Source organism: Thermodesulfovibrionales bacterium, assembly GCA_026417875.1.
Taxonomy (GTDB): domain Bacteria; phylum Nitrospirota; class Thermodesulfovibrionia; order Thermodesulfovibrionales; family CALJEL01; genus CALJEL01.
The window spans coordinates 1-14993 of sequence record JAOACK010000048.1; the positions used below are offsets into that span (position 1 = coordinate 1).

Genomic DNA, 14993 nt, shown 5'->3' on the forward strand with positions numbered 1-14993 from the left:
GTATAACATCACCTGCAGGACAGGTGGTCGTGTCTGCACCCTTTGGTGTTGCCCCTGAACGCTGAATTCCTGTATTCATATAGGCACCATTATCGTAGCATATGTAAAGCATATCATGCCATCTCTCCATTGCACCTGAAAGGCTCTGAAAACCTATATCGTAGGTTCCACCATCACCACCGAAGGCTATGAATTTTATCTTCCTGTCAATCTTTCCCTGCTTCTTTAGTGACCTGTACATTGTCTCAATACCTGAAAGAGTGGCTGCAGCATTCTCAAAGGCATTGTGCATCCAGGGAATCTTCCAGGATGTGTATTCCGAGACACAAGTTGTTACCTCAAGACATCCTGTTGGAGATACTGCCACTACAGGATAATCTGTTGCAAGAAGTACCATCTTCACAACTATTGGTGCTCCACAACCAGAACACATCCTGTGGCCGGGGGCAAGGAGAACCTCCTTTTTTGAAAGCTCCTTAAGATTTAATGCTTTTTCTGCTGTTGCCATTTATCTTCCTCCTTTTATTCTCTTACAGTTATGTATTCTTTTATACTCTTTATTTTACCAGTTGTTGCTATATCCTTAAGCTCAAGGAATACCTTTTCAGCATCCTCTGGCATGAAGTCCCTTCCTCCAAGGCCGTATATCTTGTTTATCAGTACAGGTCTTTCACTGTAAGGATAAAGGCTCGAGGCTATCTCCGTAAATACAGGACCGTAGGCTCCGAAGGAATCAGCCCTGTCCAGCACAGCCACTGCCTTAAGATGCCTTAATGCCTGACCAACCTCTTCATAAGGGAATGGTCTGAAGAGCCTTGGCTTGAGAAGACCTGCCTTTATTCCTTTATCCCTCATGGCATCAACAACATCCTTTGCTGTACCTGCTGCTGAATTGAGAATAACAATGGCTATCTCAGCATCATCAAGTCTGTATGCTTCAAAGAGTCCATACCGCCTTCCGCTAAGTTTATAAAATTCCTCAGCTACCTCCAAAACAACAGGCTTTACCTTTGTCCAGATTATCTCATGCTGAAGTCTTTTGTATTCCATGTAAAGGTCTGGAAGTATGAGCGGTCCGTAACTTACAGGATGATCAACATCAAGGAGGGGATTTACAGGTTTGTATTCACCAACAAATCTTTTTACCTCCTCATCCTCCAGATACTCAACTCTCTCAATTGAATGGCTTATGATAAAGCCATCAAGACAGATCATAACAGGAAGCCTTACATCAGGATGTTCAGCAATCCTGAATGCCTGTATGGTATTGTCATAGGCCTCCTGGGCATTCTCAGACCATAACTGTATCCATCCGCTGTCCCTTGCACCCATTGCATCTGAATGATCACCATGAATATTTATGGGTGCTGAGAGTGCCCTGTTTACCACAGGCATGACTATTGGTAAACTCATACCTGAAGCAATAAAAAGGACTTCCCACATGAGGGCAAGTCCCTGTGAAGATGTGGCTGTTACAACCCTTCCGCCAGCTGCAGAAGCACCCACGCATGCACTCATGGCGCTGTGCTCACTCTCTACAAGTATCATCTCTGTTTTAACCTTTCCATCAGAAACAAAGGAAGAAAATCTCTGCATGAGGTCTGTCTGAGGGGTTATTGGATAGGCTGCACAGACATCAGGCTCTATCTGCCTCAGGGCATTAGCTACTGCCTCGTTTCCGGTAACAGCTACTATCTTTGCCATGTTATCTTACCTCCTCTTCCATAACTATTGCCTTCTGGCCCTTTTTACCAGGACATTCCCTTGCACAGATCCCGCATCCTTTGCAGAAATCATAATCAAATTCTTCTCTTTTACCGTCCTTTACCTTTACAGCCATATCAGGACAATAAATCCAGCAGAAAAGGCACTGGATACAGTTTTCTGGAATCCATCTCGGCTTGAAAGTCCTCCACGAACCTGTCTTGAACTTAATGGAACTGCCAGGTTCTGTTATTACACAACCTCTGATTAATTCTTTCCAAGTCTTCATCCCTCTATTACCTCCTCATAGCCACGTCTTGTGGCTTCAAGATTTCCATCTATTATTTTCTGAGAAAATTTCTTGCCGAAACTCTTCCTTACATCCTCTATTACAGTGTTCAGATCAACAAGCTTGCTTATCCTTGCCATGGCACCAACAAGGGCTGAATTGGGAAGAGGCCTTCCGATAGTTTCAAGGGCTATCTTTGTTGCATTAACAGTATAAACCCTCTGCGAAGGAAGAAGGTTAAGTTTCTGCCTTACCTCCTGAGGTGAAAGATGGGTGTTAACAAGGAATACTGCATTTTCCTTTGCACCCTCAGCAACATTAATAGCACCCATGAGTGTGGGATCGGCCACAACTATAATATCAGGCTTGGTTACTGGACAGTGCATCCTCAGCTCTTTATCAGCTATTCTGTTATAAGCCCTTAATGGTGCACCCGATCTTTCAGGTCCGTATTCTGGAAATGCCTGGACATGCCTTCCACTGCTAAGACAGGCATCTGCAAAGACCTTTGCAGCAGTAACAGTTCCCTGACCTCCCCTTCCATGCCATCTTATCTCTGTTATCATAAACTTCCTCCTGAGTATAAAAATATATACCTCCTCTGAGGAACCTCCTCAGTCAGCCTCTTGTTTTTAAAAACTCTAAGAGGTTTAATATAATAACTAATCTCTTATCTTTTTTCAATTTTTAATAGAGTTATTTAAGGGCCTTATTTAAAGTCTTAAGTAAATTTACAACCTAAGACCTCAGGAAGCATAATCTAAAGAAAAATATTATAATACTTTGTGTTGCTGTTACTTTATTTATCAATACCCTTTTATATTGCAGGCCTCTTTATAAAAAGACTTTTATATGGAGGGGTCTTACTTAACCTAATTTATCTATTCTTAAGGGGAAAGATTGCTGGAAGACTTCCAATTACAGGACCCCATGATACCCTTGTACTTCTTGGAGCCTTCACGGGTATGATGATCCTGATATTTGAGTATTACAGGATCAAGGAAAAATTACCCTACGCATTAACAGCTTTACTGGCTTCAGCATTCATATTTTCAGCCCTCGCCTTTAATCCCCTAAATGCACCGCTTCCGGCAGTGCTAAAAACTCTATGGTTTGAAATTCATGTTGTAACAGCGTTCCTTGCCTATGCGCTCTTTGGAATAGGACTCACATCAGGTATTACCTTTTTTAAAAATAAACAGCCTCTCATGGAGGAGATACAGTACAGGGCAATTCTGATGGGCTACAGTCTTTTTTCCTTTTCAATGATAGGTGGTGGTATATGGGCTTATTATGCCTGGGGCTCTTACTGGCTCTGGACTCCAAAGGAATTATGGACAACCATATTATGGCTATTTTATAGCCTCTATCTTCACCTTAGATTAAAGGGCCAGAAATGGCAGAGATATTATGTGAGCATGGGAATAGCTGGATTTGGTGTTGTGCTCTTTACCTATCTCGGAGTGAGCCTTCTTATGAAGAGCTCCCATACATTTTAAAGTTTTATAAGGTAAAAATGGATGAGGTTATTACTTTCGCTTAACACAGGGATTATACTTTTAATGATACTTCTCCTTTTACTCATCGCAGGAGCCCTTATAATGCCCTCTGATGAGGCATTCGGACTTCTTTATGTAATGCCACTTTTTAACTGGTTAAAAGAGGTACCTTTTCAGCTTTCCTGGTGGCTGATTCTGTCCATCGGAGTAATAATTATTCTTGCACTCAATACCCTGCTCTGCAGCGGAGATGCGATCATAAAAAAATATAAGAGGACCAGTTTCTTACTGCTCGTTGCTCCACAGATAATGCATATTGGTTTTCTCCTTATCCTTTTTGGACATCTACTCAGTTCCTGGGGTGGATACAGGGAATTATACATTATGAGGGAAGGAGGCTGGCTCAGACTACCTGATAACTCTGTTGTTGAAATAAAAGACATAATCTTTAGACTTGATAGTTCTGGTTACATAACAGAATTTGGAATGGAAGTTTTGCATCATAAAGAAAAAACTCTGAGAGCTCACATTATACCCAACAGACCTTACATTTACAAAGGTACCGGCATTTATATAAAAACAGTATATCCCTATCCTGAAAAAGCGGCCTTAGTTGAAATAAGCAGGGAGCCAGGGGCAATACCAGCACTCATTGGAGCAATCCTTTTTGCTTCAGGAAATATAATACTACTAATGAAGCATCGTATGAAGGAAAAGATGGAGAAAGGCACTTAACTTGCCTTTTACACCTGCGAGGTGGAAATTTTGGAATTTGATTTTTTATCTATCTTAATGAAATATTTAAAAACTGATTTTAAATCGCATAGGCCATCTTTGCATAAATCTGTCAATTTTATCCTAATATCTTTTAAGTATTTATTCTTATTAAATTTTTTGTTGATAAACTCTGAATAAACCCTTAATTTTATAGCCTCGATATCTTATACAGAAAATTTTACCTATCTCCAATTATGGATCTTGTGATCCAATGGCAAACAAATAACCATTGTCGTTAATATGATATATTGTGCCATCTATCCCTATTGCCGGAGCGCTGGGATAAGTCCAATAACCTCCTATTCCGGATATGGTCTGAGTCTGCCAGAGTACTTTCAGCCATTCACGGCTCATACTGCTTTTATTTGTCATCGAAACAATGCCGTTCGTTACGCCGCTTGCAAGATAGATATTACCATCAGCATCAACAAGCCCGGTACCATCGAGGCAATCATGCATCTTTTTTGAAATCAAATTACCGTATATGTCAAATGCGTAGATGAAGTCGGAGCCAGAACCTATTATATATATAGTACCATCAGTGCCTATAAAAGGTTTGGAAGCCCAAAGCGAGTCATCGGAGATCAAAGCCTGCCATCTCAGCGTACCGTCCGGGTAATATGCAGAAATAGCCCCTCCTTCAGAAGTGGGGTGCGCTATAATGATTGATCCATCTGGATGCACAACTGGACCAGCACCACTTTGTCCTAAATAAACCTCCCACTTCATTTCCCCTTCCCTAGAGAAAGCCGCAAGTCTACGATTGTTCCAGTTTCCTACTAAGCAATAAATAGTCCCGTCATCACCGACAGCGGGAGATAGGGCGGGTTCATTATAATGCCAAATAACCTGTCCTGTTTGTGACACCGCTCTCAGTCCTGGTGTACCATCTTCTGTAGCGACATACAAAATTCCTTTAAACATGACAGGCGAGTTATTAGGCCATACCCCATCAATTCTGCCCACGGGAATTTTCCATTTTAATTTTCCTCTAGGTGTAGCCGCAATTAAATAGCCACTAGAACTTATCACATATACGGTGCCATCATCTCCGAGCAGCGGAGTGGTGATCCGATAATTAATCAGGGATCCTAATTTTAGACTCCAACTCATGACACCATTCGGTTTTATTGCGTGAAGATATTCTGAAATACCATCATCGCCCAGCGAATATATGGTCCCGTCAGCACCGACAACGACCGAAGAAAATGTCACACCGCGTCCGACATACACTTTCCATTTTATTATGCCGTTCGTCCCTCGATGAACGAATGTTTGACCTGTTCGCTTGGCATCGCCACCATACATCGGCCAAGGGTGAATTCCTCCCCCTAGGGAAAAAGTAGGGGTAATGAAAAATATAATTGCAGCTACCAATATAAGGATCTTTTTCATAGTATCTCCTCCAAGTATAATGCCCACTGATAAGTTGAGCAAGGACTTTTTAAAATTTTAACCTTTCTTTTATAAAAAATCAATACCTTGGAAAAGATAAGAAAGATATGCGACATTAGGAGATAATGGATCACTTTGCAAAGGCATACCCTATTTTTTAGTAGAATACGGGGCTGGAGGAGGTATCAGAGTATGGTTGCCAGCCTTAGGAGATTTTCAGGAAAGGAAGTTGCACAGCAGAGGCTTAAGATTATCAAGTTTTATGAAAAACGTGGAGAGGATGCTACAAAGGAGGCATTTGGAGTTGACAGAAAGCTAATAAGCAAATGGCGTAAGAGACTAAAAGAAAATGGAGGAAGACTTGAGGAACTAATACCCTATAGCACAAGACCAAAGAGAACAAGGAAATCAGAGATACCGAGAGAGATAATTGATTTTATAAGGAGATTAAGGGAAAAGTATCCGAGACTCGGGAAAGAAAAGATAAAACCCTTATTAGATGAATATTGTAAAGACAAAGGATTAAAGACAATATCAGAGGCAACAGTAGGCAATATCATCAGGAGACATAACTTTTTCTTTCAGAAGTCAGGAAGAGTATATCACAATCCTGATAGCAAATCAGCTAAAAAGAGTAGACATAGGCAGAAAAGGACAAAAGTAAAGCATCCACCGAGACCTAAAGAGTTTAGATATATAATATCAGATACAGTAGAAAGGATAACAGATGGTATAAAGGACTACTTTTATAGTGCCATTGATGCAACGGGGAAATTTGCACTAACATTAAACTACAAGAGACAAAACAGCAAGAACATGAGAGATTTCTATGAGAGGTTTAAATCAGTATATACTTGCGAGATAAAGGTCTGGCAGTCTGACAAGGCTCAGAGAATCTGCGAGAATTTGATAAGGCATTAAAAAGAGATGGGGTGCTTCATGTATTTAGTTATCCCAGATGTCCAAAGATCAATGCCCATATAGAAAGATATAATAGAACAATATAGGAAGAATTCATAGATAATCATCTGGACATCATCCATGACAAGAAGTCTTTTAATCAGGCTCTTGCTGATTATATTATCTTCTATAATACAAAGAGAATTCATAAATTACTTAACAAAAAAACACCGATGCAGTTTATAATTGAAAAAGGAGGAATGTCGCAAATGGTATGTATCTCATACAGAAATTAGCACTTTTCTATATATTGTGGTAAAATAATTAACTAGTAACATTGAGCTTTAATGCTTAAATGAGAGGTTTTGAGAAAAAGATAAAATTTAGATAGATTTTTATAATCATTTTAGGCTAATATATATAATGATTTTATCAGTATTTTTAATTGCAAGTTTTATTCTTCTTCCAGATAATGCTTTTGCCTGGGGACCGCTTACCCATGTATATCTGGGAAGTGAGGTCTTTTATCTTTCTACAATACTCCCGGCAAATATCTTTTGTCTTCTTACCAGATACAGGGAAGACTTTCTTTACGGAAATATAGTGGCTGATATAATCTTTGCAAAGGGTCTGCTTCCACCTGAAAAAAATTCCCATAACTGGTCAGTGGGTTTTGATATGCTTGAGCGTGCAGAAAATGACTCGCAGAAGGCCTTTGTATATGGTTATCTCTGCCATCTTGCCTCTGACACGGTAGCTCATGAAGACCTCGCATCAAAGTTAGGTTTCAACCATACAGTCCTTGAACTCAGGGCAGACAGGCTAATAGATTCAAGATACTGGCTTGAGGCAGTTACTATTAATAAAAAAATTCAGAAAAGAAATGACCTCTTTTTGAAAGACTCTCTTGAGAGTGCCATATTCTCCTTCAAGACAAATAAGAGGCTTTTCAAAGGTCTCATGTACCTATCCATACTTAACAGAAATCTAACCTCTCCACCTCCTGAGCTGTGGTCAAAGGAGATCAGAAAACTTCATGAAGAATCCCTTGACAGGATGATTGATATTCTCCTTAAAGAAAACCGCTCAAAGGTTACAAGAAAGAAACCCTTTATAGAATTCTGATAATGACAGAACACTAATGAAGGAAATGCTCGGGAGACTGAGAGCCGTCTCTGTTGAAGAGGGGCTCAGGATTATACTTGAAAATCTTCCTGAAAGAAATCTTGCCTCTGAAAGAATAAACATAGAATATGGACTCTCAAGGATACTAGCAGAGGATATTTATTCAAAAGAGGATCTTCCAGGTTTTGACCGCTCAAGTGTTGACGGATATGCGGTTATAAGCTCTGATACCTTTGGTGCCTCTGAAACAACACCACTGTATCTTGAATTGTCAGGTGAAGTAAAGATGGGAGAGGTTGCCAGGGAAAGACTTCACAGGGGAAGGGCTATCAAGATTCCTACAGGTGGTATGCTTCCTGAAGGAAGTGATGCTGTGATCATGCTTGAACATACTGCAATGGTGGATGAAAATTTAATAGAGATTCTCAAACCTGTTGCGCCTGGAGAGAATGTTATAAAAAGGGATGAAGATATAAAGGCTGGTCAGCCTGTCCTTAAAAGGGGTCATAAACTGAGACCTCATGATATCGGTGCCTTAGCAGGCCTTGGGATAACAGAGATAGAGGTCTATAAAAGACCTATTGTATCAATAATCTCAACAGGTGATGAGATAATCCCACCCCATGAAAAACCCTCTCCAGGACAGGTAAGAGATATAAATTCCTATAATCTTGCAGCACTGGTAATCGAGGCAGGCGCTATTCCAGTAAGAATGGGAATAATAAGGGATGACTACAGTCTTCTTAAAGAGACCATTAAAAGGGCACTGGAGTCCTGCCATGTTGTTCTCATAAGTGGTGGTAGTTCTGTTGGCACAAAGGATTTTACAGCCAGAGCTATAGATGAGCTTGGAAAACCCGGTATACTCTTTCACGGAGTGGCAATGAAGCCCGGCAAACCAACTATTGCAGCAATAGTGAATGATATTCCTGTTTTTGGAATTCCAGGACATCCAGCAGCAGCTACTGTCTGTTTTATTAATTTTATAAAGCCTGTTATTAAGAGACTTTCAGGTAACAGATCCGCGGAGATACCAAAAACCATAATGGCAAGACTGACAAAAAATATACCATCTCAGTCTGGAAGAACAGATTTTGTAAGGGTAAGGATTATCATGGATGGAGGAACCTTTCTGGCAGAGCCAGTCTTTGGAAAATCAGGACTTATAACAACACTAATTCATGCTGATGGGCTTGTTATAATACCACCTGAGAAGTCTGGAATACAGGAGGGTGAAAGAGTGGAGGTAATTCTTTTTGAATAACATGGTATCTTATATGTTCTTCAATAAGAGCAGTAAGCTCATTCAAAATTCTTTCAGATATCTTTATTCTCAATATACTCTTAATATCCCAGGTCAGCAGGGCATTGTAGAGCTTCTTTGTCCCCTCTGATATCTTCCTTATATCAGATGCCGGAACTGTATTTCTGACCTCTGCTGTAGCGCATTCAGAACAATAAAGTGAGCCATGAGATACATGATAGGTAGCTGTATTACTGTGACAGCCTGCACAGCGGTCAAGCTTTGGAGAAAATCCATGAATGTGGAGAAACCTCACGATATAAAAGAGGCTTAATATCAGAAAAACCTCTGGTTCCATATTCCTTCCGTGCCTTAATGTAAAAAGAAGCAGAGAAAAACTCTTCCTGTCAGGTTCTCTCTCGGGGAGAAGTCTCTCAGTAAGTTTCAGAGCCGGTGCTAATGCTGAAACCTTTCTAAGGTCTTCTCTTATATACTGAAAGGACTCAATTATATCAGAACCTGTTATTCTTAAGAGCCCCGAGCCTTCCTTCCCAAAGAGTGATATCCTTACAAAGGAGAAGGGTTCGAGACTGCTACCGAATCTGCTGCCTGTTTTGCGGGGACTTTTTGCAAATGCCTTAACAAGGCCGAGGTCTTCGGTAAAGCAGGTTATTATAAGATCAGCCTCTCCAAATACAGTGTTTCCAAGAACAATACCCCTTGTCCTTGCAAGCATCTACATTACATTGCCAAAGTCTTCTGGCTTGAGATTTCTGAGCCACTCTTCAAGCTCATCCCTGCTCCTCTTTTCAAGAACACTTTCATCTACAAGTATGGGTGAATTTGTCCTTAAAGCAATGGCAACAGCATCACTGGGTCTTGAATCAATCGGTATCTCCCTGTGTCCATCATGAAGATAGATCAGGGCAAAATAGGTATTGTCAATAATCTCCGTAACCACAACCCTCAGTAGCTTTACCCTGAGCCCTTCAAGTATGTTTTTTACAAGGTCGTGAGTAAGAGGTCTCGGTGTTACAACCCTTCCGAGAGCAAGGGCGATAGAATCTGCTTCAGGCTTACCAATCCATATAGGAAGTGTTGCTGTACCATCAATCTCCTTTAGGAGCAGGATATACATATTGCTTCTTGGATCGAAGAGAAGGCCCTCTACTTTCATCTGGATAAGCATTATTTAAACCCCAGTTCCCTCAATAAATTAATGTTATTACGCCAGTCCTTTTTAACCTTTACCCATAACTCTAAGAAAACCTTTGTACCAAGAAGACCTTCTATATTCTTCCTTGCCTCACTGCCTATTAATTTCAACCTCTGCCCTCCCTTACCTATTATTATACCTTTTTGACTCTCCCTTTCAACATATATGTTGGCCGATATATTTATTAAACCATTTTCACGCTCCTTCCAGTCAACTATCTCCACAGCAGTGCTATGAGGCACTTCCTCCTCCGTGTGCTTCATCACCTGTTCCCTTATAAGTTCGCTCACAATAAATCTCTCCACCTGATCTGTTAACTGATCCTGAGGATAATAGGGAGCGCCTTCTGGAAGAGCCTCAACAATCATTTTCAGCAAACTGTCCACACCATCACCATAGAGTGCTGATATTGGTACTATCTCTCTGAAATTAAAGATCCTGCTGTACTGATCTATCAGAGGAAGGAGTTCTGGTTTTTTAATCCTGTCTATCTTGTTTATCACAAGCATTACTGGCTTATTAACCTTCCTGAGCATTTCGAGTATCTCCATTACCCCAGGTGCTATACCCACGACCTCCTTTGAGCTCCAAGGTTCCACCATCAATAAAACAATGTCCACATCTTTTATTGCCTCTTCTGCTTCCTTTACCATGAATTCACCGAGTTTGTGGCGCGGTTTATGAATGCCAGGGGTATCAATAAATATTATCTGCGCATTTTCAAGATTTTTTATACCAATAATCCTGTTTCTCGTGGTCTGGGGTTTTTCAGTAACAGCAGCAATCTTCTGTCCAAGGATTGTGTTAAGGAGCGTAGATTTTCCTACGTTCGGTCTTCCTGTAATTGAGACATATCCTGACCTGAAACTCATTTAAATCTCTTGAGAGCTTCTTTCATCCGCGCCAGGCCCTTTTTGATATTTTCCATCGACGTTGCGTAGGAGAGCCTGATATACCTGTCATCTCCAAAGGCACTTCCGGGTACTGTTGCTACAAGGGCCTCTTTTAATAAATACATGGAAAGATCGGAGGAATTTCTAATAACAGTATTACCCGCAGATTTACCAAAAAAACTATCTATTCTTGGAAAGGCATAGAATGCACCTGTGGGTTTTATGCATGACACACCGGGTATAGAATTTAATTCACTCACCATATATATTCTACGCCTGTCAAATTCTTCAACCATTTTCCTGAGAGAATCTTGAGGACCCCTCAATGCCTCAACAGCAGCCTTCTGAGCTATTGATGTAGGATTTGATGTTGACTGGCTCTGAATAGCTACCATTGCCTTAATGATCTCCTTCGGACCGGCCGCATAACCGATTCTCCATCCTGTCATTGAGTAGGACTTTGAAAGACCGTTGACCACTATGGTTTTCTCTTTTATTTCAGGTCCCAGTGAAGCAATACTTATATGAACAGCATCATCATAAATAAGCTTTTCGTAAATCTCATCTGAGATGATTATGATATTATGCCTCAGGCATATCTCTGCTATTGCTTCAAGATCTTTTTTTGTATATGTAGTACCGGTTGGATTGGATGGTGAATTAAGGATAAGTGCCTTTGTCCTTGATGTAATTACTTCTTTAAGTACATCAGATTTTAATATAAAAGAATTCCTCTCATCAGTTTTTACAAATACTGGAGTAGCATCATTAAGAATTACCTGATCCGGATAGGAAACCCAGTAAGGTACAGGGATTATAACCTCATCTCCCTTCTCAAAAAGTGCCTGGGCAATATTGTAAAGGCTGTGTTTTGCTCCACAGGAAATGACTATCTCTTCCCTGGTATAGGAGAGATTGTTATCTATCCTCAGCTTCTCAATAATTGCATCCTTTAGTTCATTTATTCCTGAGGCAGGAGTGTATTTTGTAAACCCCTCCCTTATTGCTTTTATGGCAGCCTCTTTAATGTTTTCAGGTGTATCAAAATCAGGCTCACCTACTCCAAAATTTATTACATCCTTTCCCTCATCATTCATAGCCTTTGCCATTGAATCTATGGCAAGTGTGGGCGAAGGTTTGACCCTTTTTGCTCTGTCAGAAAGCATGGCCTCCTCTCCTTTCCCTTATTCTCATTAATGTATCGATAAAATCCTGATTGCCGGGGTCCTTTTTTACAGCCTCCTGAGCGAGCTCCTCTGCCCTATCAAGATCTTTATTTAATATATAGTAAAGCCAGGCAAGATTATTCATTGCCCTCGGATCAGATGTCTTCTTAATGGCCTTACGATAAGCCCTCTCTGCTTTTTCATAATCTCCCATTTTAAAATAGAGATTTCCAATGTACAGATAGGCGATGTCAAGCTTTCTTGCAGCTGTTTCATATTCTCTGAGTGCCGCATCGTACTCTGCCTTCTCCTCATAGCTCAATCCGAGATTTATATGTTCTTCGGGACTTAGCGGATCCGTAAGGATTATGATTCTTGGAAGACCGCAGGAGCTTATAAAAAGTATAATGATGCTAAAAAAGAGTAATCCGTAACCGCTGATGGGTGATAGCTTAAAGTTTATGAGATTTTTTAGGTCACTGATTACGGATAAACCCTTACGTATCAAGGCACTATGATGAGCATCCAGTAATCTGTCTTTTTCCATATCCTTTCCAGTTCTTCATAAGAAATGAACTCATCTGATTTTCGGCTGTTTACTATTATACCTTTTTCGTTATAACCTTTTACCACCAGAAAATGATCAAGCTCATAAACATAAAATCCATAGGTGACAAGTATAATGGGTGGTATTTTGCTATCAATAAATCTTTTTAGCTCTTCAATACTTCCCCTTTTCTTTAAAGTTGTAAAACCTTTATTTCTCGCATAGAGCTCAAGGTCTATTCCAAGAGTACCTCTGGCATAGGGGCTGTAAATTGAATTAATAATCTCCTGAAGTGTTACCTCTCCAAGACCCTTTGTCCTGTGCCAGTAATTAAGCACTGATGCAAGAGAGGCAGGTCCACATTCATAGTCAGACTGTTTGTAAAAAGGAACATCAATGACAACAGAATTATTAATAATAGAAGCACCTGATGCACAGGAAAAAATAAAGGCCGGGGTTAAAATTAAAATAAGCGCTCTTATCCTAACCCCGGCCCCCATTCTTTATTTTGTAATGACCACCTTGTGACCCATGAGCTGAAGAAGCACAACTATGAGAATGGCTATGATTAAAAGGGCTATTATTACACCGAGGGCATCCTTACCAACCTTCAGCTGGTCAATCTGCATGGCAAGATTGTGTATCTCCTGATCACTGAGCTGTGAAAGCCTTGACATAATTTCTTCCTCGGTGAAACCCAGATCCTGAAGTCTCTGCTTCACAATCTTATGTTCCAGAACAGTCTGGATTTTCTCAAGGTCCTGAGCCCTGTCTGTAGAGGTAAGCTTCATTACCTCAGAGGGCACAAAGGCTGCCTCAACTCTTGGAGCGATTCCAATGATAAACATTGCTATTACAAGATAACATGCAACAGTCTTCTTAAACATACCTTCACCCCCTTTCTTTAAAATTTTAAATATTATACAAAAGACCTTGCTTTTTTTAAAAGACTTAAAATCATCACTTTAATTCTGACCGTTGCGTTAGAAGTGTATGATTTCATGTAAATAAAAAATAGAGTGATTAGAAAATAGTCCTCAGGGTCTAAGAGCGACAGGATCTAAGACCAATCCATACTATTTGACTCTTTTTAAATTAAATGGTATATTTTATTCATGGTTATAGTACTGGTAATATTCTTACTTGTACAGCCAGCCGGTCTTTTTGCCGATATTTATCAGTACATTGATGATGATGGCACAATATGTTTTACTGACTCACCACCCAAAGGCAAAAAGACCATCCCTGTTTATTCAAATTTAAAAAAGGGCTCTCCAAAAAAGAATACCAGAAAGGACAATATTGTACTCACCTCTTATAGAAAACCTGTTCCATTTTTTTATGAAAATCTGGCCATAGAAATAGCAAGGGAACATTCCTTAGATCCAAACCTCATAAAGGCGGTCATAACAGCTGAATCAAACTGGGATCCTTTTGCTGTTTCAAAAAAAGGTGCAATGGGTCTAATGCAGCTCATGCCGTCCACAGCACAGCTCTTAAATGTAAAAAATCCCTATGACCCCGAAGAGAACATAAGAGCAGGTATCAGGTATCTCAAATATCTCCTTGAAAAATTCGATGGAGATATAATTCTTGCCATTGCTGCCTATAACGCAGGACCAACAATCGTGGAGAAATTCGGCAGAATCCCACCTATAAATGAAACCCTTCAGTATGTAACGAAGGTTCTTCACCTAAGTGGATACAGTAAAAGAATGGAGCTTAAACCTCCAAAGAAAAAAAAGGAAGAGATATACATGATTAAACTGTCAGACGGCTCTGTTTTATATACAAACTCTGGAATAAGCTCTCACTTGACAAGATAATGCTGTGTCAGGTTCAATATGCCATGACATAGCAGAATAATTATCACACATAACGGATCAGTAATCGCGAGCTTCACACATACTTCAGAATTAAATCATAGACAAGATTTTGATCTCGGAGGTTTTTTGAAAGAACAGATTGAAAAGATAAGAGAAGAGATACTTCAACTCAAAGAAGAAAGGGATGCACTGATCCTCTCCCATAATTATCAGAGAGAAGAGGTTCAGGACATAGCGGATTTTGTAGGCGATTCCCTCGAGCTTTCAAGAACTGCTGCTACAAAAAAATGCAGTGTCCTTGTATTCTGCGGTGTTGACTTCATGGCAGAGAGTGCATCAATACTTTCACCGGAGAAGACCGTACTGCTTCCGGAATTGAACGCAAATTGCCCCATGGCGGCCATGGTTACGGT

General features: G+C 40.2%; 19 protein-coding genes. 7 read left to right on the plus strand and 12 right to left on the minus strand.

What is annotated here, in order from left to right; translation table 11 throughout:
- From N2257_08305 to N2257_08320, 4 genes are all read right to left on the minus strand, one after another.
- The coding region (locus N2257_08305) for a thiamine pyrophosphate-dependent enzyme (GenBank protein ID MCX7794386.1) at positions 1 to 508 on the minus strand (508 nt) is incomplete at its 3' end.
- A gap of 14 nt (positions 509 to 522) precedes the next feature.
- Positions 523 to 1704: a pyruvate ferredoxin oxidoreductase gene (gene porA / locus N2257_08310; GenBank protein MCX7794387.1), complete on the minus strand. Its 1182-nt coding sequence runs from the start codon at positions 1702 to 1704 to the stop codon at positions 523 to 525.
- Between the two features lies 1 nt (position 1705).
- Positions 1706 to 1993, minus strand: coding sequence for a 4Fe-4S binding protein (locus N2257_08315; GenBank protein MCX7794388.1), 288 nt, complete (start codon positions 1991 to 1993; stop codon positions 1706 to 1708).
- A complete protein-coding gene (locus tag N2257_08320) occupies positions 1990 to 2559 on the minus strand; it encodes a 2-oxoacid:acceptor oxidoreductase family protein (protein ID MCX7794389.1) in 570 nt (189 codons plus the stop codon). The genes N2257_08315 and N2257_08320 overlap by 4 nt, the downstream gene beginning before the upstream one ends.
- Before the next feature lie 219 nt (positions 2560 to 2778).
- Here N2257_08320 and ccsA point away from each other — a divergent pair, with 219 nt between their 5' ends.
- A complete protein-coding gene (gene ccsA, locus N2257_08325) occupies positions 2779 to 3492 on the plus strand; it encodes a cytochrome c biogenesis protein CcsA (GenBank protein MCX7794390.1) in 714 nt (237 codons plus the stop codon).
- A 21-nt stretch (positions 3493 to 3513) separates the two neighbouring features.
- Positions 3514 to 4227 carry a hypothetical protein gene (locus tag N2257_08330; protein ID MCX7794391.1) on the plus strand — a complete coding sequence of 238 codons (714 nt, stop codon included), beginning with the start codon at positions 3514 to 3516 and terminating at the stop codon, positions 4225 to 4227.
- 234 nt (positions 4228 to 4461) lie between these two features.
- On the opposite strand, the gene N2257_08335 is transcribed toward N2257_08330, so the two are convergent.
- Positions 4462 to 5664: a PQQ-binding-like beta-propeller repeat protein gene (locus N2257_08335; GenBank protein MCX7794392.1), complete on the minus strand. Its 1203-nt coding sequence runs from the start codon at positions 5662 to 5664 to the stop codon at positions 4462 to 4464.
- Between the two features lie 192 nt (positions 5665 to 5856).
- Here N2257_08335 and N2257_08340 point away from each other — a divergent pair, with 192 nt between their 5' ends.
- The 3 genes from N2257_08340 to N2257_08350 all read left to right on the plus strand — a co-directional run bounded on the left by N2257_08340 (position 5857) and on the right by N2257_08350 (position 8953).
- The gene (locus N2257_08340) at positions 5857 to 6585 is read left to right on the plus strand and encodes a helix-turn-helix domain-containing protein (protein MCX7794393.1); all 729 of its coding nucleotides are present in this window, start codon (positions 5857 to 5859) and stop codon (positions 6583 to 6585) included.
- A gap of 402 nt (positions 6586 to 6987) precedes the next feature.
- A complete protein-coding gene (locus N2257_08345; protein ID MCX7794394.1) occupies positions 6988 to 7689 on the plus strand; it encodes a zinc dependent phospholipase C family protein in 702 nt (233 codons plus the stop codon).
- A gap of 25 nt (positions 7690 to 7714) precedes the next feature.
- Positions 7715 to 8953 carry a molybdopterin molybdotransferase MoeA gene (locus N2257_08350; GenBank protein ID MCX7794395.1) on the plus strand — a complete coding sequence of 413 codons (1239 nt, stop codon included), beginning with the start codon at positions 7715 to 7717 and terminating at the stop codon, positions 8951 to 8953.
- On the opposite strand, the gene recO is transcribed toward N2257_08350, so the two are convergent.
- Genes recO through N2257_08385 form a run of 7 tightly spaced genes read right to left on the minus strand, consistent with a single transcriptional unit; the run spans position 8886 to position 13641 of the window.
- Positions 8886 to 9668 (minus strand): DNA repair protein RecO, encoded by a 783-nt coding sequence (gene recO, locus N2257_08355; GenBank protein ID MCX7794396.1) that lies wholly within the window; start codon positions 9666 to 9668, stop codon positions 8886 to 8888. The genes N2257_08350 and recO overlap by 68 nt on opposite strands.
- Positions 9669 to 10109 carry a bifunctional nuclease family protein gene (locus N2257_08360; protein ID MCX7794397.1) on the minus strand — a complete coding sequence of 147 codons (441 nt, stop codon included), beginning with the start codon at positions 10107 to 10109 and terminating at the stop codon, positions 9669 to 9671.
- A gap of 11 nt (positions 10110 to 10120) precedes the next feature.
- On the minus strand, positions 10121 to 11020 hold the full coding sequence (gene era / locus N2257_08365) for a GTPase Era (GenBank protein ID MCX7794398.1): 900 nt from the start codon (positions 11018 to 11020) through the stop codon (positions 10121 to 10123).
- Entirely contained in the window at positions 11017 to 12207 is a 1191-nt protein-coding gene (locus tag N2257_08370; GenBank protein ID MCX7794399.1) for a pyridoxal phosphate-dependent aminotransferase, read from the minus strand. Before N2257_08370 ends, era begins: the two co-directional genes overlap by 4 nt.
- Entirely contained in the window at positions 12197 to 12715 is a 519-nt protein-coding gene (locus N2257_08375) for a tetratricopeptide repeat protein (GenBank protein MCX7794400.1), read from the minus strand. The genes N2257_08370 and N2257_08375 overlap by 11 nt, the downstream gene beginning before the upstream one ends.
- Positions 12712 to 13254 carry a C39 family peptidase gene (locus tag N2257_08380; GenBank protein ID MCX7794401.1) on the minus strand — a complete coding sequence of 181 codons (543 nt, stop codon included), beginning with the start codon at positions 13252 to 13254 and terminating at the stop codon, positions 12712 to 12714. The genes N2257_08375 and N2257_08380 overlap by 4 nt, the downstream gene beginning before the upstream one ends.
- Before the next feature lie 3 nt (positions 13255 to 13257).
- Positions 13258 to 13641: a PA2779 family protein gene (locus N2257_08385; protein ID MCX7794402.1), complete on the minus strand. Its 384-nt coding sequence runs from the start codon at positions 13639 to 13641 to the stop codon at positions 13258 to 13260.
- Positions 13642 to 13869: 228 nt separating this feature from the next.
- Here N2257_08385 and N2257_08390 point away from each other — a divergent pair, with 228 nt between their 5' ends.
- On the plus strand, positions 13870 to 14580 hold the full coding sequence (locus N2257_08390; GenBank protein ID MCX7794403.1) for a lytic transglycosylase domain-containing protein: 711 nt from the start codon (positions 13870 to 13872) through the stop codon (positions 14578 to 14580).
- 63 nt (positions 14581 to 14643) lie between these two features.
- A partial coding sequence (nadA, locus tag N2257_08395; protein MCX7794404.1) for a quinolinate synthase NadA occupies positions 14644 to 14993 on the plus strand: 350 nt, incomplete at its 3' end.